The 19,905-nt window shown below is 44.3% G+C and carries 14 protein-coding genes and 1 pseudogene; 4 read left to right on the top strand and 11 right to left on the bottom strand.

The features are described from left to right. Window positions 1–83 precede the first annotated feature (83 nt). The 5 genes from ACYCS5_RS27535 to ACYCS5_RS27515 all read right to left on the bottom strand — a co-directional run bounded on the left by ACYCS5_RS27535 (window position 84) and on the right by ACYCS5_RS27515 (window position 7,022). Window positions 84–1,934 carry an ABC transporter ATP-binding protein gene (locus ACYCS5_RS27535; protein ID WP_459760459.1) on the bottom strand — a complete coding sequence of 617 codons (1,851 nt, stop codon included), beginning with the start codon at window positions 1,932–1,934 and terminating at the stop codon, window positions 84–86. After that, window positions 1,927–3,690, bottom strand: coding sequence for an ABC transporter ATP-binding protein (locus ACYCS5_RS27530; protein WP_459760458.1), 1,764 nt, complete (start codon window positions 3,688–3,690; stop codon window positions 1,927–1,929). Before ACYCS5_RS27530 ends, ACYCS5_RS27535 begins: the two co-directional genes overlap by 8 nt. A 73-nt stretch (window positions 3,691–3,763) precedes the next feature. After that, window positions 3,764–4,174 (bottom strand): MarR family winged helix-turn-helix transcriptional regulator, encoded by a 411-nt coding sequence (locus ACYCS5_RS27525; protein ID WP_340885398.1) that lies wholly within the window; start codon window positions 4,172–4,174, stop codon window positions 3,764–3,766. 572 nt (window positions 4,175–4,746) lie between these two features. Continuing rightward, on the bottom strand, window positions 4,747–5,769 hold the full coding sequence (locus ACYCS5_RS27520; RefSeq protein ID WP_340885396.1) for an NADH:flavin oxidoreductase/NADH oxidase: 1,023 nt from the start codon (window positions 5,767–5,769) through the stop codon (window positions 4,747–4,749). 380 nt (window positions 5,770–6,149) lie between these two features. Further along, the gene (locus ACYCS5_RS27515) at window positions 6,150–7,022 is read right to left on the bottom strand and encodes a LysR family transcriptional regulator (RefSeq protein WP_340885394.1); all 873 of its coding nucleotides are present in this window, start codon (window positions 7,020–7,022) and stop codon (window positions 6,150–6,152) included. A 111-nt stretch (window positions 7,023–7,133) separates the two neighbouring features. Between ACYCS5_RS27515 and dapA the strand changes: the two genes are divergently transcribed. Continuing rightward, on the top strand, window positions 7,134–8,015 hold the full coding sequence (dapA, locus tag ACYCS5_RS27510) for a 4-hydroxy-tetrahydrodipicolinate synthase (RefSeq protein ID WP_340887089.1): 882 nt from the start codon (window positions 7,134–7,136) through the stop codon (window positions 8,013–8,015). Window positions 8,016–8,474: 459 nt separating this feature from the next. Here dapA and ACYCS5_RS27505 read toward each other — a convergent pair whose 3' ends face one another. The 3 genes from ACYCS5_RS27505 to ACYCS5_RS27495 all read right to left on the bottom strand — a co-directional run bounded on the left by ACYCS5_RS27505 (window position 8,475) and on the right by ACYCS5_RS27495 (window position 12,862). After that, on the bottom strand, window positions 8,475–8,579 hold the full coding sequence (locus tag ACYCS5_RS27505; RefSeq protein WP_023988604.1) for a DUF6254 family protein: 105 nt from the start codon (window positions 8,577–8,579) through the stop codon (window positions 8,475–8,477). A gap of 235 nt (window positions 8,580–8,814) precedes the next feature. After that, complete coding sequence (locus ACYCS5_RS27500; protein WP_459760457.1) at window positions 8,815–11,208, bottom strand: cellulase family glycosylhydrolase; 2,394 nt, start codon at window positions 11,206–11,208, stop codon at window positions 8,815–8,817. Window positions 11,209–11,947: 739 nt separating this feature from the next. Further along, entirely contained in the window at window positions 11,948–12,862 is a 915-nt protein-coding gene (locus ACYCS5_RS27495) for an arginase family protein (RefSeq protein WP_341040493.1), read from the bottom strand. A 106-nt stretch (window positions 12,863–12,968) separates the two neighbouring features. Between ACYCS5_RS27495 and ACYCS5_RS27490 the strand changes: the two genes are divergently transcribed. After that, the gene (locus ACYCS5_RS27490) at window positions 12,969–13,310 is read left to right on the top strand and encodes a winged helix-turn-helix transcriptional regulator (protein WP_029518466.1); all 342 of its coding nucleotides are present in this window, start codon (window positions 12,969–12,971) and stop codon (window positions 13,308–13,310) included. Between the two features lie 122 nt (window positions 13,311–13,432). Here the strand turns inward: ACYCS5_RS27490 and ACYCS5_RS27485 are convergent. Both ACYCS5_RS27485 and ACYCS5_RS27480 read right to left on the bottom strand, forming a co-directional pair. Continuing rightward, window positions 13,433–14,010: pseudogene (locus ACYCS5_RS27485) on the bottom strand (glycoside hydrolase family 2 TIM barrel-domain containing protein); the annotation flags it as partial. A gap of 217 nt (window positions 14,011–14,227) precedes the next feature. Further along, window positions 14,228–16,288 carry a beta-galactosidase gene (locus ACYCS5_RS27480; protein ID WP_340957674.1) on the bottom strand — a complete coding sequence of 687 codons (2,061 nt, stop codon included), beginning with the start codon at window positions 16,286–16,288 and terminating at the stop codon, window positions 14,228–14,230. Between the two features lie 149 nt (window positions 16,289–16,437). Between ACYCS5_RS27480 and ACYCS5_RS27475 the strand changes: the two genes are divergently transcribed. Then, window positions 16,438–17,280 (top strand): helix-turn-helix transcriptional regulator, encoded by an 843-nt coding sequence (locus tag ACYCS5_RS27475; protein ID WP_209950340.1) that lies wholly within the window; start codon window positions 16,438–16,440, stop codon window positions 17,278–17,280. Between the two features lie 170 nt (window positions 17,281–17,450). Here ACYCS5_RS27475 and ACYCS5_RS27470 read toward each other — a convergent pair whose 3' ends face one another. Continuing rightward, a complete protein-coding gene (locus tag ACYCS5_RS27470) occupies window positions 17,451–18,338 on the bottom strand; it encodes a LysR family transcriptional regulator (protein ID WP_029518469.1) in 888 nt (295 codons plus the stop codon). A gap of 110 nt (window positions 18,339–18,448) precedes the next feature. Between ACYCS5_RS27470 and ACYCS5_RS27465 the strand changes: the two genes are divergently transcribed. Then, window positions 18,449–19,834 (top strand): MFS transporter, encoded by a 1,386-nt coding sequence (locus ACYCS5_RS27465; RefSeq protein WP_459760456.1) that lies wholly within the window; start codon window positions 18,449–18,451, stop codon window positions 19,832–19,834. The last annotated feature ends 71 nt before the right edge of the window (window positions 19,835–19,905 follow it).

The raw sequence follows: 19,905 nt of genomic DNA, 5'->3' as shown, positions 1-19,905 counted from the left end.
CTTATACCTTATAATGTCCACATGATGATGTTAATTAAGTTGGAACTATATGGATATTCATTATACTTTCAAGCAGTTACTTTTTAGGACGCATGTTCAAACTGACTGTTGTATAGATCGGCATAGAAGCCGCCTTTTGCTAGCAATTCCTCATGGTTACCCATTTCGATAATGTCACCGTCCTTCATGACCAGAATCAGATCCGCATTCTTGATCGTCGAAAGTCGGTGAGCAATCACAAAGGAGGTTTTCCCCACAGTCAGCTGGTCCATCGCTTGTTGAATCAGCAATTCCGTACGCGTATCGACCGAGCTTGTGGCCTCATCCAGAATGAGCATAGGTGAATCTTCAATCATCGCCCTTGCAATGGTAATCAATTGCTTTTGACCCGCAGAGAGATTGGCTTTGTCATCCAGAACTGTATCATATCCCTGCGGCAGTGTTTTAATGAAACTGTGCAGTCCCACCGCTCTACATGCAGCTTCTACCTGCTCATCAGTAACATGATCTTTGGAAAAGACGATATTGTCACGAATCGTTCCTTCGAACAGCCAGGTATCCTGAAGCACCATACAGAATAATTCATGAATATTCTCACGCGTTAATTGGCTGATCGGAGTTCCGTCAATGTAGATTTCTCCATCGTTCAGCTCATAAAACCGCATGAGTAAATTCACGAGCGTGGTCTTACCAGCGCCTGTCGGACCGACAATGGCAATTTTCTGACCAGCTTCAGCTTTCATAGAGAAGTCTTTGATAATCATATGGTCTTCGTTATAACCGAAACGAACATGTTTGAATTCAACGTCCCCTTTGGCGGTTTCCAGCTTCGTGGTCTTGTGACGCTCATCTACCAATTCTTCTTCACCCAGAAATTCGAATACACGTTCACTGGCAGCGGCAGCCGATTGCAGATTGGTTGCAGCCTGTGCCAGCTGCGACAAGGGCTGTGTAAACAGACGAATATACACCATGAAGGCGACAATAGTTCCGATGGTTATAGTCTGTTGGTTGACCAGCAAAGCTCCCACAACACAGACCGCGACATAACCAAAATTTCCAATGAACATCATGACTGGCATCATCAGACCAGACATGAACTGGGACTTCCATGCATTTGTATATAAGCGGCTGTTAATGCCATGAAACACTTCCTTAGCTGCTTGTTCCCCGTTATAGACCTTGACTACGTTATGACCAGCATAGGTTTCTTCGATATGACCGTTGATCTGGCCAAGCTCCGCTTGCTGTGCTACAAAGTATTTCTGTGAATGCTTCATAATCACGCTCATCAGGCTAAAGCCGATCAGCGTAGCTACAATTCCGGTAACGGTCATGATCCAGTTCGTATAAAGCATCATAATCAAGGCTCCCACGAAAGTGGCCAGCGCACTGACAAGCGTGCCGAGACTGTTGTTTAGCGTTTGTCCGATGGTATCGACATCGTTGGTTACGCGGCTAAGCACATTACCGTAACTCGTAGAGTCAAAATACTTCAAAGGCATATGATCGATTTTTCGAGACAGCTCTGTTCGCATCTTCTTTGTAAGACGCTGTGAGACGGTTGCTGTAATGAAGCCCTGAAAATAGTTAAAAATAAGACCAAATCCATATAAAAGCGCTAATACAAAAACAATCTTCTGAACAGCACTTACATCAATCCCGGTTACGATTCCTTCCTGAATCAGGTTGGCAATATCACTGAGCTTATCTGGGCCAATCACGTTGAGGGTAGAGCCGACCAGGGCCAGTACCATAGCGAGTATAATCATAGGCACATAGGCCTTGCTGTAGGATGCAAGCTGGCTGATGGTCTTTTTAAAATTATTTGCTTTTTCACCACCACCCCTGCCCCCCGCGGGACCTTTGCCCATGGGACCTGGCTGATTCATTTTCATTTGCTGGCTGTCGACGGTGTGTTCATTCTTATCCATGTATGAGTTCCTCCTTCGAAAGCTGCGAATATGCGATCTCCTGATAGGTGCTGCAGTTCGTCATCAGCTCTTCATGCGTGCCACTCCCTACAATCTCCCCCTGGTCCAGCACGATAATTCGGTCAGCGTCTTTGATAGTGCCTATGCGCTGACCAACGATAAGTGTCGTAGCGTGGCCGGTTTCTTTTTTGAGAGCGGAGCGCAGAATCCGATCTGTTCTGTAATCTAGTGCCGAGAAGGAATCATCGAAAATATAAATTTCCGGCTGTCGGTAGATGGCACGCGCAATCGACAGCCGTTGCTTTTGACCACCGGACACGTTCGCTCCACCTTGCGAAATTCTACCCTGATACTGACCATCCATTTTTTCAACAAACTCCGTTCCTTGAGCAATACCAACGGCTTCTTTGACGAGTTTCTCTGAAGCTCCTGCTCTTCCGTTATCACCATACGAAACGTTGGATACCACCGAACCGTTGAACAGTACAGCTCTCTGGGGAACATATCCGATTTTGTTATGGAGTGCCTGCTGATTATAGTTCCTGACATTCACACCGTCCACGAGTACCTCTCCCTCGGTCACATCATAGAAGCGGGGAATTAGATTGATCACGCTGGTTTTGCCGCTGCCTGTAGCGCCAATAAAGGCAACCGTCTCGCCTCGTTTCGCCGTAAAGCTAATATTGCGAAGCACGGCCTCCTCCGCGTCCGGATATTTGAAGCTGACATTACGGAATTCCACTTGCCCCATAACGCTTTCTTCTCCAGTCGTCTCATGCCCGTTAACGATACTGGATTCGGTATTCAAAACCTCCATGATCCGTTTGGCAGAAATCGAAGCTCGAGGCATCAGGAAGAAAATCATACTTACCATCATAAAGGCCATGACCACCTGCACCGCATAAGAGGAGAATACGACCATATTAGAGAATAGCGTAATGCGGTCCGGCACGGCCGCTCCGTTAATCAGGTAAGTGCCAACCCAATAGATCGAGACACTCAGACCCGACATAATAAAGGTCATACCCGGGCCAACCATTGCCATTAACCGGTTCGCAAACAGGTTTGTATTCGTCAATTCGGCATTAGCCTGCCCGAACTTCTCCTCCTGATACTGATCTGCATTATAAGCGCGCACCACCCGAAGCCCGGTCAGATGCTCACGTGTTACTCTGTTCAGATTATCGGTGAGACGTTGGATTTTTTGGAAACTCGGAAGAGCGAAAATAACAATGACACTCAGCATCAGGATCAGGACAGCCACAGCCACTCCTGTAGAGGCGGTCCACTGCCAGTTTTTATCCGCAATTTTTGCAATGGCCCACACGGCCAGAATCGGCGCCTTGATGATCACCTGCAGCCCCAGCGCAACCACCGTTTGAATTTGGGTAACATCGTTCGTAGAGCGGGTGATAAGGCTGGCTGTTGAAAAGTTGTTCATCTCTTCCATGGAAAAAGATAAGGCCTTGTCAAAGACCATCGCACGCAGACGCATGGCCAACCCTGCCGCGACCTTTGCCGCAAAATAGCCGACAATAATAGATGCAATCATACTGCCGACGGCACAAAACAACATGTAACTGCCGGGAATCAGCAGTTCGGACATAGGTGTTCCTTCTGTTTGCAGCTTGGTCGTAATTTCCGCCATATAATCAGGTAGCTTCAGATCAAGCCATACCTGCACAACGATGAAAGCCAGGCTGCAAAGCACGAGCATCCATTCATTTTTTTTGAGATATTTGAATATCTTTAGCATTCCGTTGCTCTCCTTTTATCTGATAGTCTTTGATGTCTGGTGAAGTATGGTGCTCCTGCGTCTGCATAGAAATTCAGCTTCTAGAGACAATAAGCTTAATGAGCCGGATCAGTTCTTTGGCATCCTGTTCGTCTAACTTTCGAAGAACATTCTCGGTCCATGCGATTCCTTCCTTATGCCTATCAATCATAAATTGCTTACCTGTATCCGTAATGAATACAATCACCTTACGTTTGTCATTGACATCAGTACGTCGTACAACTAGTCCTTTCTTCTCTAGGCTCTTCAGTGCCGTTGCTACCCGTCCCGTACTGACGGACAAGTATTCGCTCAAGTGGCCAGAGGTAACTCCGTCCTTATTGAAATTCAGACAAATGAGAATCCCCATTTCGCCACGTGAGAAGTGCCCTCGTTCCTCTAATGCTGGTTTCCGCGATTTGACGATATACTCGAATAGTTCTGTCGCTAGTGCTTTATAATCCAATGGTCACAACACCTTCTCGCTAATACCTTATAGTATGAGATAATTAATCTTATAGTATAAGATAATAATAATGTCGGGTTACAAAGTCAATTAGAGAAAATATGGAATACAAAAAAACGTCCGCAACCAGCTTGTATTTTCACCAAATTTTCCACACAAAAAGTTCAATGGACATGCCAAAAACTCGAGGAGTAGTTTGCAGGGCTTTTACCAACCTTCACGTCTAACATTGGAAGCTACATTGCATTGTAACGTCCATGGTATGAATAACCATCTTATAGTGCCACATATCACAACACCTAATAGCTAAAACCGAATCTCATCTTATGTATCTTCCTCTGACATGCTCTCTGTGGTCGCATAGTTCATTGAATTAGACCTTCTGTAGAGTACCTTGATAGAGTACTTTATAGAAGGTCTAAAGGACGTACTTTTTTCGCTTAATCGACCATTTCCATTTCAAAGTCTTTTATCGTTGCATTCGGTCTTAAAATCTTTTCCTGGTCAAATATAGCTAGCGGTTCACCATTTTTAACTTTGACAGGCCAATTATGATTAGCAAGAGCTCAGTCTTAGAACCCTGTAGTATACTGTGTAGGGATTGCAGTTTCTTTTTTCAATTTTGATGCGGCTTCCAGTGACCAATAAGGATTTCTCAACATCCCTCTACCCACAGCAACCAGATCGGCCTCTTCATTTCCGATAACTGCATTCGCCAATATTGGATCTTCTAGTCTTCCAACGGCCATCACCGGAATATCCAAAGCTTCTTTGATCTCTTTTGCTAAGGGGACTTGATACGCTGCGTGAGTTCCTGGTCTGCCCCATGCAGCTATAGGTCCCTCACCGCCAGATGAAATATCAAACATATCTACTCCTGCCTTTTGATATTCCTTGGCAAAAGCAATGCTTTCCTTAATACCATATCCACCTTCTACGTATTCTTTGGCAGAAATACGCATCAAGAGCGGCATATCTTCTGGCATTTCACCCTTCGCTGCCTGGATGATTTCCCGAGCAAAAAGGGTAAGGTCTTTACCATATTCATCTTCCCGTTTATTCGTAAGCGGCGAATGAAATTGATGAATCAAATAGCCGTGTGCACCATGAATTTCAATGCTGTCGAATCCAGCCTTGACAGCGCGAGCTACAGCAGCACGAAATTTCTCAACCAGTCCTTTAACCTCTTCTGTTGTAAGCGCGCGAGGTTGTTTTGAATTTTCATCAAATGCAATAGCAGATGGTGCTACAGGAACTTCAGCATCTTCCGCCTTGCGTCCGGCATGCGCGATCTGGATTCCCACTTTGGCACCGTAGCTATGACAAGCATCTACAATCCGTTTGAGAGCAGGAATCTGCTCATCTGACCATAAACCAAGATCAAAATCGGAGATACGACCATCCGGCTCTACATCTGTCATTTCAATTATGATAAAACCAGCTCCGCCTACTGCACGGCTAACGTAGTGCATATAATGCCAATCTGTGGCAACCCCGTCCTTTTGGTCAACCGAGTATTGGCACATTGGAGGCATAACTACGCGATTTTTCAATTCCAAACCTTTAATTGTATAGGGACTAAATAAATCTTTCATGTGAGAAAGACTCCTCTCTGAGTTATATTAGGAAATACAACAACAAAATGCATGCACACGCATATATACTAACATGTTTGTTTCATTTGTCAACTCTAAGCATGATTTCAGACTCTTCAAAGTAAGATTACGTCATTTACTCGTTTGTTATAGTAAGCTACTTCTTCGTCTATATCGTAAAACCGGCATTGCCTGACCACGTAGTCATCGGAGCCATACGCTATTCTTCATAGTGATCCCGCTTTTCAAATTAATTAATGCACATTTTGATTGCTTATTTTTCAAAAAAATACGTGGATGATTTGAATAAACTGTGAGCGCTTCTGGTTTCCACTAGGAAGCGCTCGTACTGTATATTAATTTTTGATATGGAGGAAAATCTACATTCTCATGCTCTCCATAAAAAAGCTCAATGCGTTGGACACCCACTTCTTGGGATGAAGAACAAGCTGAATTTCCAGCTTGAGCTCGGCATGCTCAAAGGGTAACACCTTCAGCTCTTCCCGTTCAATCTCCTCCAGCGCAGCCATTAGAGGTAGAATGGATATACCCTCTCCAGTCTTGATGCTCCGTTTGATCGCTTCCGGATTACCCAGCTCCAGGCTTACGCGATAGGTGATTCCATTTGCTCGAAGCACTCTCTCCAGCAGTTGTCTGTAGTTGCACGTATGCTCGGGCATGATCCACTCCGCACCCACCAGATCATCCAGGCCGATCCGCTCTTTAGCGATAAGCGGATGGTTCGGATGGACAATCAGCACAAGCGGTTCTTCTCGAATCGTAATCCACTGCAAGGCCGGATTGCTTGAATCGTCCGCGAGGATCAGTCCAACATCGGCCTCCCCTTCCCTGACCTGGTGCAAAATCATCTCTTCGCGATCCGTATGCAATCGTATGTTCAGATCAGGGTATTCTTTGCGAGTTGCCTGCATAAACGGCGGCAGAAAATACGAAGCGATGGAATCCATAGTACCGATCGTCATAGAGCCGCCGCCCTGCTTGGCCAATTTTTCTTTCGATTGCTCGAAAAGCTCCAGCATTTGTCCAGCAAGCTTGAACAGTTCTTCCCCGGCAGAGGTAAGACGAATCTTGTTGTTGCTGTAGCGTTCGAACAATTTGACTTGATACGTTTTCTCCAGCTTCTGAATCTGGGTCGTGACGCTGGATTGTGCGTAACCGAGCACTTCTGCTGCTCTCGTAAAGCTTTCACGAATAGCAACTTCCCGAAATGTCTGAAGATAAATGAAATCCATTCTGGCCACCCCATCGAAAATTTTGATTAGAATCATCGCTTATTATAGATAACTCCGATGCTGTCTCCTATGTTACATTAGATTTAATTCAACGGGAAGGGATAACTGATGATGATGAACGAACAACATATTCATGGGATTTTCATACCGCTGATTACACCTTTTACGCGTGACTATAAGTTGGACATCGATTCGTACCGGAAGTATGTTACCTATCTTGCAGGCCATGACATTCAGGGTCTGGTTGTTAACGGTACGACAGGAGAGTCGCCAACCGTATCCTGGGATGAAGTGAAGCAAATGGTACAGGTGACGCAGGATGTTCTGAAGAGCATGAACAAAACCATTCCGATCGTCATTGGCACTGGAACGAACGATACCTATTCAACGGTGCATCGGACGGAAATGGCGGCTGAATTAGGAGCGGATGCAGCTATGGTGGTCACTCCGTATTACAACCGACCGACGCAGGAAGGGATCTTGGAGCATTTCCGTGTCGTATCTCGTGTAGGCCTGCCTGTGCTTGTATATGAGATTCCGGTTCGTACGGGCAGTCGCATGACAATAGATACCATACGCAAGGTGCTGGACCTGGATGGCGTAATTGGGCTCAAGGACAGCACGGGCGGTCTTGATCTGCTCTTAAAATTGACCCAGTACGAGACCAAGCCTGTCCTCTGCGGAGAGGATGCCTATTTCCATGCCATGCTATGTCAGGGAGCTGCCGGCGGTATGCTTGCATCCGCTCATCTCAATATCCAGAAGTATGTGGATACGTACCAACGTTTTGTAGCTGGCGACATGAACGGATCGCGAGACAGTTTTAAGCTACTGGAACCGCTGATCCAGCATGTATTTGCAGAGCCAGCCCCGGCCGCGATCAAGTGGTGGCTTACCCAGCAAGAAATTATTGCCGCCGAGCAATTGCGCCTGCCACTTATGCCACTGTCGGATCAGGTGAAGCAGGGTCTCCTGAATTCAATCGTATCCTGATAAATCAGCTTATCTCAGACTACCCAATCATAACGTAGAAGAAGCATCTCCTAGTCAGGAGATGCTTCAATTTTTAGCCGGAACTGGCACCCTTCTGAAAAACGAATTTAAGAAGATACCTTCTATACTAGAACGCTATAAGTTACTGGTCTAAAATTGGTGAAGATGAATGTAGCACATAGCAATTTGATGTTTGAAGACATGTCTTCTATCGAGCTTAAAATGTCCGAAAGATCATTGCGTTGCTTGATCCCCACCCAATCCTAACTGTCTGTCATCAAGATACACTTTTTGCAAGTCCCTCAATCTGAAAAGCTTACAAGCAATAGCTGAATGGTTGCTAGTAAATCCAGTTGCAGCATTAAGGGAATTCTTTGTGTAAGCGAAATTATTGCAAAAAGAAGCTGCCGATGAATTTCATCGACAGCTCTTCTCTTTTAAGCAGTATACTCGTCAATCCTATTCGCTGGACAACTCCTTGAGCGATTTGACTTTACCATGGGGATGCTGTTCTTGCTTTCGTGACTTCCAGGCTGCTTCTTTCCTTTTCTTCTGGTGAGCCATAACAGAGATCCTCCTTTGGAAATTGTGATGTATACTACTTTCTTAAGTTGTCATTTCTCAGCTCTGTTCATTCATAAAACTAAATTCGCTGGATTTTTGGAATAACTCAAGGTGTAATCTGGATAAGCCAACTAGCCTTCTTGGAAGCGAGAAATGTAGCTGCATGTGGAATCGGCCGATAAGAGGATTTAGTACATATAACTGCGCCCGCAAGATTGGAAGGAGCAGTAGAAGGCTATTTGTCGGCTGAACCACTATAAACTGTGCTTAATTTCGATGTCGCCCTAATACCATTGGGACCTTCAATAATAATACGACCTTGTTCCGTAAAACTTGTTCCTTCCCAGTCAGTAGCCATATCCAAATAATCGAGACCCGCGCTGTTTCCTTTCCAAGACCATGCTAGATAACCTACCCCCTTTTGCTCAGCGTAACTCATAATGGTAGCCTCATCAACATCACCACTCGTATGCTTGATGCCGAATTCGCCAATCACAAGAGCCAGGTTTTTATTCAGTACATTATCCATGTTGCTTTTTACTGTAGCAGCATTTCCACCGGCATATTCATACATATGAATAGAGAACATCGTATTTTTAAGCGGATCTGCATTAAAGACTTCTGTTCCGTAGTCAAAAATAGATTGCGGATACTGTCCCCATCCTGCTCCGTCAACCATGATTGTGTTTTTGATGCCGGCATTTCTAAGCTTGGGTATAACAGACTTATAGCCTTGCGCCCAGCCTCCGCCATCCCATGTTCCATACCATTCGTTCGCAATATTGAGGATAACGGTGCTTTCTTTTCCAATGAGTGCACCCTTCATTTCAATCCAGTAATTCGCAATATTATTCAATACAGTAGCGCTATCAGACCCTGTACCATCATGTACTTCAAGGACAACAACCAATTTGTTTTGCTCTGACAAAGTGATTAAATTCTGTAGCTCAGACAGATTGTCTTTTGTCCATTGCTGACCATCCGACAGTACGATTCTGATGGTGTTCGCTCCCGTTCTCGCAATGGCAGGGATCGCTGCTGACTCTTGACCCTTATACCATGTATAAGCGTGATTGATTCCTCTCATTACGAACGGATTTCCGTTGGCATCGTACAGCGTTGTTCCGTTAATATAAAAGCCTGTATTCTCAGAGGTAGCATTTGTCGTCACATTTATGATATTGCTTGCTGTTGAAACATTCCCTGTTGCATCCCTGGCTTTTACTGTGAAGCTATACGTTGTATTGGCGGTAAGTCCTGTCACCGTATAACTTGTCGTGTCGGTTGAATCGACCAAGGTTGTTCCATTATACACATCGTAGCTGGTAACCCCTACATCGTCTGTTGAAGCATCCCATACAAGACTTACCGAAGTGTTTGTTTTGGAAAAGCTTTTCAGGTTCGCTGGTGCCGTTGGTGCTGACGTATCAGCGGTTGATTCGACAAGCGTAAACTTCCATTTCTGCTGATCATTTCCGTTATCCACCCATTGCTGTACATTTGCCCCATCATTAGTATAACCCCCGATTACATCCAGCGCTTTACCGCTAGATTTAACGAGCAACTTATAATATCCGCCGCCGACGCTAATAATCTTCCACTTTTGATTAGATAAGTCGTTGTCTGTCCATTGCTGCACATTAGCACCATCTTCGAGAGAACCTCCAGCTACTGTTAATGCTTTACCGCTGGATTGCACAATCAGTTTATAGTATCCATCGCCAACGTCGATCACTTTCCATTTCTGCTGGGGTCTGCCGCTGTCCGTCCACTGCTGCACCTTGGCTCCATCGGCAGTGGAGTTTCCTGCTACCTCTAGGTTTTTTCCGCTATGTTGTGCTGTTAGTTTATAAATTTCACCTGAAACAATACTTGTGTCGGATGCGCTAGTGTTCACATCTATCACATTGCTTGCAGCCGACGCGTTCCCAGCAGCATCTCTGGCTTTCACATAAAAGCTGTACGCCATGTTAGCTGTTAAGCCAGTAACGATAAAGGACGTTGACGCACTGGAGCCTATCAGCTTTGATCCGTTGTAGATGTCGTATTCGGCAACACCTACATTGTCTGTAGATTCCGTCCACTCTAAGCTTACCGTCGTATCAGATATAGAGGAACTAGTCAGACCGGAGGGCGCTGTTGGAGGTGTGTTATCCTCCGGTTCGTCGGCTGAATGCACTTCGAATTCCCAGAGAGAATATCCGTAGCTAGTAGCCCTTTCGATGCCGTTCATTCTTACATACCTTGCGTTTGTTGCTTCGAAAGATATCTTCTCGATTCCTCCCTCTCCAGTCGTAGTGGAATAGACGGTAGTCCAATGATCATTATCCGTTGATGTTTGAACTTGGAAGGACTTCGCATAAGCGGCTTCCCAGTTAAGCGTAACCCCATTGATTTCGGTAGTATTGCCGAGATCTACACTTATCCACTGTGGATCTGAATATTGTGAAGACCATCTAGTTAGTGAATTCCCGTCAATCGCAAAATCAGCCGCCTTAGTCGAATCTTCGACGGAGCTTGCAGTTGCCGATTTGGTCAGAACAAGGTTTTCGGAAGCGCTCACATTTTTGATCGGCAACAGACTAATAAGCAGACCAAACAAAATCAAACATGTTATGGTTTTTTTCATCTCAAAACCTCCAATTCATATAAATAAACAACTGCTTGATTAGTCCTGTATTATTCATCTTGAAGTTCACTAATTTACCTAAATTGTCTTTTCTAGGTCGACCCTCCCTTCATAGTTTTCTATTCAAATCTTCATCCCAAAGGCTTAATAAAGGCTCCTCCTTTAACCGCTTTCATTTAGAGTTACATCACTTATTTCGCTTCGATTGATTTTCTATATCGTCCTCCAGAGATAAAATTCATCAAAGCGACCTAAAGCATATATATTTTTGTCCTCCAGCACTATTCCTTGATTAATAAAAAGTTTTAAAATCTATTTGAAAAACTCATAACAATGCGCCTGAATCATGCAAATTATTTAATAGCTGTTATTGTAACTCCCTAAAAGAAACGTTTTTTAAAGAGACTATGAGCTAATGATCAATTATTCAGCAAATGAAGCAAGTGAACCGCCTTCCCACATTTCCCACTAATTCAGTGTCAAACCATCATTATAAAGATTATAGGCACCTTTGAAGGCTTACTATAAATTTTATCCAAAACAAAAAAGCCGCCAAAATGGCGACTTTATTGGGTAACCGATTTCAACGTACTTTTACATAATAAGACGCTTCTGTAATTAGTTTTAAGATCCATTATAGGGGATATTCGCCTAATGTGCAGCTTCCGAAAAGTACAAGCGGAGTAGAACCAGACAAACTGTAAGCAGATCATTGTTCTCTTATAATCCGTGTATGAACTTAGTTATTTAATATAGGTATCTCTCCAAGCAGATTTTTTAAATTAATAGAATCCCACGGCATATGCTCCGTTATACCTAAGCCAACTACATCTGTTTCTTCAGATAGTTCTCTAATCAGATTAAGTAGTTGGGGCATTTGCATTGTTCCCGCAGGAGAATAATTATAAGGTGCTTCAGGGTTGGCGAATAATAAAGAACGAAATGCTTTTGGGTCAAGCACATCTAAATCAAGGTGAATAGCCAGATGCTTAATGCCACTTTCTTTAATCCACTCTTTTATAGATTCAGTACTGTTTGTTAACTCTTGAGCTTCTGCAGTTCTAATCCCTAGTCTTTGAATCACTTCTGTATCTGGTTCTGTTGGTGCTATACCTAGTCTTTGAAACGCTTCTGAAATCACTTCTATTTCTTGCTCTGTAGGAGTTGCTAATCCTGCGATAAAAACATTTTCTGGTTTTAGAGGGATTTTCACATGCTTTGCGAATTCCTCATCTCCTTCTCCCAACAGATTTCCGAGCGGTAATGTATGTCCGTTATCATAGCCTACATATCTAACTAAATCACTGTGAGCATCGATCCAAATTAAACCTAATTCCCCACCATATCGTTCGTTTAAATAGGCAAATGGAGCTTGTTCCACTAAGCAGTCACCACCAAACATTACAATGCGATCTGGCTTATGAGCATCAATGATATGCTGAGCAGCCTCTAATTGTTCAAGTAGCTGTGTTCTCCCATTCATACCGTTTTCGTTTTCAAGTGGAGTTCCATCATAAGCTTGAACTGGAACATGAATAAGGGGTTGATCATTATCCGGAGCTAGCCAAGCAAGCAGTTCGGCTCCAAAAGAGTAATTAGGATTGTTTCCCCCTTGCCATTGTGGCATTAACAGGCGTATTGTTTTTTTAGTCATGTTATTCTCTCCTTTACTTCAAAAGTAAGGTTAGTATAAACTGAACACAAATAAAAACGTAGTACGCACTATTTTGATAGGTACTACCCGAAAGGATATTGTAACCATGAGTATGGCTGAATTTAAAGGTAAAGTTAAAAATATTCAAGATACACCTTTTGGTTATACAGTTTCATTGATTGGTGGTAAATGGAAAATGGTTATTATTTATCTCCTAGCCGAAAACCGGACCGTTCGCTTTAATGATCTGAAAAGACAGATAGGGGCTATTACTTATAAAACATTGAGTTCACAACTAAAAGAATTGGAAGCGGATGGTCTGGTAAATCGAAAAGAATATCCTCAAATTCCTCCTAAAGTCGAGTACAGTCTCACAGATAAAGCAGAAACGCTATTACCTGTTTTGGAAGGATTATGTGAGTGGGGAACAAAAAATCAAAATAGTTAAATCCAGTTTTCTACTAAAAAGCCTATATGCGAAAAGTATGCTGAAGATGCCGTATTCCTTATTCTCCAACGGAAGAGACAGCATACAGCCGTTCTGCAAATTCTATTATCTTAATTATCGCTTCAAGCCAGATTTATTTCCCGAATCACTTCAAGCGGAACCTTCGGTTTTCGGTCTTCCGTCAACATTGACTTCCTGCTGTACATCGGTTACCTGTGTATAGCAATAGCCCGAGAGATAGGGGGGTCGCTTTAATTGCTCCGGTGATTGCACGGAAACGTTCGATAGAAGCTTCGACTGAATAAAGGAAATGCTGTTGTTTACGATGCTTTCCTTTTCCTGATATCGCCCCAAAAACTCTTCGCCCGTTTCCACATAATCATGAAGAGTTAAAAATATCCGAGACCCTATGCTCCCATCCGTCATTGGTAACCACCGGACGATACGGATCAATCGTCTTCGTCAGATGATAAATGGTTTGCGTGAACTGCTGCTGCCTTACATCATGTTCAATGGTCGATATGCCCCACGATTCATTGAACGGGACCCAAGTTATGATACTTGGATGATTGTACTGCTGCGGTACGATTTCCAGCCATTCCTTCGTAAAGCGGCTAACCGCCTGATCATTGAACTCAAAGGTCGACGCCATTTCCGACCAGACGAGCATGCCTTTCACATCACACCAATATAAAAAGCGTCAATAATATTGTATTAAATTATTAATTTTGTATTAAAATATTAATTTTGTATTAAATACCGATCATGTTCGATTTCTCTGGTTCAAGAACCCATAGGAAAGACAGCGATTATTGAGCCGAACCTTGTACACAAAAACAACATGTTATTCCCTTGCTTAATACAATAAAAAGCCACTGATCTTCGGATTAAGATCAGCGGCTGATGCTCTTTTTATTTTAAACTTTCTTTAATACCCATACTCCATACGGTTCCAATGGTACGGTACCCGTAAGCTTGCTACCGGAAAGGAGATCTTCCGTCTCCACACTCAGTTTAACCTGAGCCGTTTCTCCGCTGTAATTCAATAGAAATACCAGCTCTTCTTGTACATCCGCACGAATAGCAACTTCTACCGTCGAAGGAGCTTGGCACCACCCCGCAAGCGGAGATGCCACCGGCAGCTGTCTTAGAAGCTCAGCCGCTATCGGTAAGTCAAAAGCTGCGCCCCAATAGTAGACCAGTCCCTCGCCAACACGATTGACGGTCAAGGCCGGTTTTCCTTCATAGTAGCTTGATGCGTACTCTGCAAGTACTTCTACCGTATCAGCATGAACATTCAAAATGTCGTTGAAGTCTGGAGCCCAAAAATCAAGGGCTTGTTCCTTAAACCGCACCGATACAGGTGATGCCGTCCCATTTACCATCGTAAAGTCCTCTACATGAACGCCACTCATTTCGGCTGCAGGCCCTGGGAGTAGCTGCATACGGCAGTGACCAAACTCGTTCTTATAACCGGTGCGGCAACCGAAGATCAGGATGCCCCCATCCTCTACATACTTCTGCAACATAGCTGCTGTACTGTCTCTTAGGATCGCCGGATGCGTGTATACCAACACCTTGTAATTTCCCAGTTCCCGCAGCTGCTCTGATTCCATACCCGGACGGATTGTAACCATATCCGAAGGTATATGTCCATACTGCAGTGCCTTGTACCAGCCGAGCTCACTTTGCTTTGTCAAGGGACCATACCATTTATCCAACTCGCCATCCCACTCGTTATCATAATCGCGAAGTAGAGCAACTTCTGCCACGTAGCGTTTGCCAAGAATCCGTCCTCCAACCTTTTGCAGCTCCTTTCCGACGCGGCCTGCTTCTGCGACCCGACGATTCGGCTGATTGTGATAATCATTAATTCCATGCCAGTACATTTCTGTACCAAACGTTGCCGTTCTCCAGCGGAAATACAAAATCATGTCTGCCCCGTGAGCAATGCTTTGGTAGGTCCACAATCGCATCTGCCCCGGACGCGGGGATGGCATCTCCATCCTGTTCACCCATCCTCCCGGACCGGATTGCTGCTCCATCACGCAGAAATTTGGTGACATCCCTCTGACGTTACTTAAAGAAAGCCCCCACTTGCGATCCAGCAATGGCTTCTCCCCTTGGTCCGGATAAATGGTACTGAATTGAGGGTAAGAATCGTACGAGAAAAAATCAAGTAGTTGATCCGTCATCCTATGGCTATCCAAATGCCCGAACACACCGTTGGTTGTCACCCACTGATTAGGCGCCACTGACCGAAGTATGTCCACTTGTAGCTTGGCAAACGAAATGGTGTTATCGGATATAAATCGTTTCTCGTCCAAAGCCTGATGAGGATTTGTTGACCCGGATACGGTTGGACGAGTTAGATGAACCTGCTTCCAGCTGTCATAAGTTTGATTCCAGAATACAGCACCCCAGGCCTTGTTGAGCTGCTCCAATGTACCGTATTTTGCCTCTAGCCAGCGCCGGAAAGCCTGATGATCTGCCTCGGCATAGAAGACGTTTATCTCGCAGTTCAGCTCATTATCAATTTGCCACCCAATGATGGCCGGATGATCTTTGTAATGTTGTGCCATCGCTCTTGTAATACGTGCGCAAAGCTCTAAATAAATGGGACTACTGTAGTTATAATGCCGACGCTGACCATGTTGGAACGTGACCCCCTCCATGGATACGTTCAGCACCTCGGGATACTTATAAGTAAGCCATGCTGGTGGCGTAGCTGTTGGTGTGCCCATGATCACTTGAATCCCGTTCGCGTCTGCCTGCTCCAAGAAACGGTCAAACAGCGTGAATTCGAACTTTCCTTCCTCCGGCTCGAAGATCGACCAAGCAAATTCTCCAATCCGAATGATGCTGAAGCCCAGTTCCTTCATTCTTATGAGATCGTCCGACCACAACGATTCGTCCCAGTGTTCAGGATAATAACAAGCTCCCAAATGAAAGCGATCTAAAGATAAGGATTTCGGCATGCTCCAATTCTCCTTCAGTAGAAGTGATAGTACAAAAATGTGATTCTCTTATAATTGTATCTATTGTAATATAGGAATAAAAGGATTAGAATAACTCGATTTTGCTAAATGAATTACTTTTTTGCTAACTTACTCAAGGAGATGGATACATGATTAAAATAGATTGTTATCTTCCTTCACCCATTCTAAATAAAGGTATACTGTTTCCCGAATCGTTAGGGCATTACAAGAATTTCCCCAATCATGGGGAGCGAAGGAATGCAGGATTACTGATAGAATACAATTTACATATCATTTTTGCAGGCAAAGGCGCTATTGTGCATGATGGGAAGGAAATCGAGCTTACTCCTGGCATGGGCTTTCTTTTCGGCAAGCATACGACACAGCAATATCGAACTAAACCCGAGGATCCCTGGGATGTCCGATGGATTCATTTTGACGGGCAAGATGTAGATTCGCTATTACAAGGCCGAAGCATGCACGAACCGTATCTGTTCTCGCTCCACCGGCCAGAACGTTTAAAACCGCTGATGGAAGAAATGTTGCAACTTGCCCAAGCTTACCGTCACGACTATGATGTACGGATCTCTTCCCTGCTTTATGAAATTCTTCTGGAGATCGTCCACCATTCCAACCAAATTTTCGGGACCTCTCCCGGCGGCACCGTCCATGAGAGGATTCGTCATACGGCGGAATATATTCGTATGCAATGTCAGAACATGCTCGATTTGAAGACAATGGCTGCGACGTCAGGTTATAGCTCCTTTCATTTTAGCCGGCTCTTCCATCAGATCATGGGCAGTACCCCAGCTCAATATTTACTCCAATGCCGAATAACGCTGGCTAAACAGCTCCTTGTATCCACGGCACTCACTGTAAAGCAGATTGCACTGGAATCTGGTTTTCATCAAAGCAGCTATTTTATCAAGAGGTTTCGGGAGCAAACAGGTATCACACCGGAGCAGTTTCGTCAGCTAAGAAGGATGGGTTAGTCAATGCAAGAACTCCTTTAATAGCTAGGCAGGTGTGTAGGCAGCGTACAAATCGAAAACACAAATTTTGTAGTTGAATAAAGAATAAGCGGCCGCTTAGGACGTTTGATTAACATGTCCTACGCTACCGCTTCTGTTAATGTATTTTTTATTTCGCTTATATTATGGGATTATATTGTCTGTTTGGATATCGCTCCGAAATATTCTACAACTACCTCACGGAATTCCAGAGCAGCCCGCGAAATATACCGACTTCTGTGCCATAATAAAGCGATCTCCCGTACCAATTCGTGATTTTCTACTTGGAGATATTTAAGATGTTCCCGTGAATTCCTTGCCGTGCTTGGTATGAAGGCTATGCCAATTTCAGCTTCCACAAGCGTACTAAGCCTTGCAGGTTCATCCCCCTCATACACATATTTAGGTACGAAACCTTCCGATTTGCATACAGAGTCCACTAAATCGCGAGTACCGTAGCCTCTCTTTACACCGACAAACCATTCATCCCTTAGATCTTTCAACGTTACACTGCTTCGATCTGCCAACCGATGCCCCTTTGGAACAGCTACAAGGATTGGGTCGATAAACACGATTTGGCATTCGATGTCATCTCCCTCTATTGGAGGTGAGGACAAGCAAAAATCGACCTCGCCTCTATGAAGAAGCGTTACCATTTCCTGCGTAGTCAGCATTTGCACATGAAATTGAATATAGGGTCGCTTTTTCCGAAACTCTCGCAGGATATTGGGTAATGTGCTAGCGGTGGTCACCGCCAATTCGAGAGTGCCATGTTCCGGGCTGGATAAATCACTAAGCTCCTGCTTCCCCTGCTCCAATTCAAATAAAGCCCTCTCTGCACGGTGAAGGAATCTGCTTCCGAACTCATTCAATCGCAGTTTCCTCCCTGTTCGATCGAATAGAGGAACCCCCAGATCTTCCTCCAGACGCTGAATCGTTTTGCTCAGCGACGATTGAGTAACGTGCAGACTTCGTGCAGCTTCGGTCACATGTTCCAAACGAGCTACCGTCAGAAAATATTGCAGTTGAAGAAGTTCCATTATGCCCTCCATTCATTCCCTCAAGTCAATGAGATTATAACATCAAATGCGTTGGAATAAATAATCGATTACAAGTACGATGACATTAATTCGCTATGGGGGGACCAGAAATGAGCGTTCGCAGCTGGTGGTTAATGATTTCAGTTGGTCTAGGGATACTATTGAACCCATTAAATTCTTCGATGGTTTCAGTTGCTATTCCAAGTCTACAAAATGTGTTCCATCTTGACTTTACAGGTGTTTCCTGGATTATTTTTTCTTTCTACATTGCAAGTAGCATCGCTCAACCTGTCATGGGTAAGGCCAGCGATTTATTTGGTCGTAGGAAGATATTCCTTACCGGGCTTGTTGTAGCCTTCATTGCATCATTATTAGCTCCATTATCACTAAATTTCGGGTGGCTCATCATGTTCCGCATTGTGCAATCCATCGGAACAAGCATGATGGTTGGAGTTGGAATGGCTATTGTTCGAATTCATATTACAGAGAAACAAGCAACTGCGTTGTCTGTTTTGTCCATATTCCTATCTGGAGCAGCAGCAATTGGCCCCTTTATTGGCGGGGTGTTGATTCATTGGTGGAATTGGCCTGCTATCTTTTTCATCAATATTCCGTTTGTGGTGGCCAGCTTTGTATTGGCTTGGAGGAATATTCCTAAGGACGAACTGCCAACATCCGTAGCACGCAACATGTCTTTTCGTAAATGGTTTGATTTGATTGATGCAACAGGGATTCTGCTCTTCACATTGGGTCTGGTTGCCCTGCTCGTTGGGTTACTCTCGGCAAAATCATCTGGGCATATTTCATTAGGAAATGTCATTGTCGGGCTGATAGGCTTCGTTGCGCTGGGGGCATTCGTACGACATGAGTTAAAAGCGACATCACCCTTCATTCCTTTACGCACATTCGCCAGTTACCCTGCGATGATTTGGATTAATGTCGAATTCATGCTCGTTAACGTACTATATTACTCGCTCTTTTTCGGGCTTCCGTCCTACTTGCAAATGGTACGTCATGTCAGCGAGTTCCAAACAGGCATTCTCATGCTAAGCTTAGGCTTGTGCTCGCTAATTACTTCTCCCATTGCAGGACAATGGATCGATAAATCAGGACCCAGACCGGCATTGCTGGTATCCGCAATTCTGATGACATTGGGGTCAGTGTGGCTCGTGACATTGAATCCAAATTCACCGGTTATCAGCGTGTGTTTGGCTCTAGCTGCATTCGGTATTAGCAATGGTTTGAACAATGTAGGTATGCAAGCAGCCCTGTTCCAAAGTTCTCCAAAAGAAATAATCGGTGTAGCATCCGGATTATTTAGCACATCAAGATATCTGGGAACCATTATCTCTTCATTATTGATAGCTATCGTAATGGGAGGTACATTTAGCTTCAAGGGATTTCAAATGCTTGGGATTATCCTCACGGTAATTGCATTGTCTTTGGTATTCATAAGTCGGCGGCACCAGAAGTCAGCGCAATTGCATGAGTCATAGGTTCACCAAGTTCATAATTCAAACCACAAAAGCCGTAAATCTCCGGGGTTATTGGAGACTTGCGGCTTTTG

The organism is Paenibacillus sp. SEL3 (assembly GCF_054602585.1).
The sequence above is the reverse complement of the archived record's forward strand: the minus strand, read 5'-3'. Positions and strand labels throughout refer to the sequence as shown.

Bases quoted from the DNA above. Each gene is read 5' to 3' on its own strand.
- ACYCS5_RS27500 (WP_459760457.1), bottom strand. From the start codon at position 11,208: ATGAAAAAAACCATAACATGTTTGATTTTGTTTGGTCTGCTTATTAGT.
- ACYCS5_RS27490 (WP_029518466.1), top strand. From the start codon at position 12,969: ATGAGTATGGCTGAATTTAAAGGTAAAGTTAAAAATATTCAAGATACA.
- ACYCS5_RS27480 (WP_340957674.1), bottom strand. From the start codon at position 16,288: ATGCCGAAATCCTTATCTTTAGATCGCTTTCATTTGGGAGCTTGTTAT.
- ACYCS5_RS27465 (WP_459760456.1), top strand. From the start codon at position 18,449: ATGAGCGTTCGCAGCTGGTGGTTAATGATTTCAGTTGGTCTAGGGATA.
- ACYCS5_RS27515 (WP_340885394.1), bottom strand. From the start codon at position 7,022: ATGGATTTCATTTATCTTCAGACATTTCGGGAAGTTGCTATTCGTGAA.
- ACYCS5_RS27530 (WP_459760458.1), bottom strand. From the start codon at position 3,690: ATGCTAAAGATATTCAAATATCTCAAAAAAAATGAATGGATGCTCGTG.
- ACYCS5_RS27470 (WP_029518469.1), bottom strand. From the start codon at position 18,338: ATGGAACTTCTTCAACTGCAATATTTTCTGACGGTAGCTCGTTTGGAA.
- dapA (WP_340887089.1), top strand. From the start codon at position 7,134: ATGATGAACGAACAACATATTCATGGGATTTTCATACCGCTGATTACA.
- ACYCS5_RS27535 (WP_459760459.1), bottom strand. From the start codon at position 1,934: ATGGATAAGAATGAACACACCGTCGACAGCCAGCAAATGAAAATGAAT.
- ACYCS5_RS27495 (WP_341040493.1), bottom strand. From the start codon at position 12,862: ATGACTAAAAAAACAATACGCCTGTTAATGCCACAATGGCAAGGGGGA.
- ACYCS5_RS27475 (WP_209950340.1), top strand. From the start codon at position 16,438: ATGATTAAAATAGATTGTTATCTTCCTTCACCCATTCTAAATAAAGGT.
- ACYCS5_RS27520 (WP_340885396.1), bottom strand. From the start codon at position 5,769: ATGAAAGATTTATTTAGTCCCTATACAATTAAAGGTTTGGAATTGAAA.
- ACYCS5_RS27505 (WP_023988604.1), bottom strand. From the start codon at position 8,579: ATGGCTCACCAGAAGAAAAGGAAAGAAGCAGCCTGGAAGTCACGAAAG.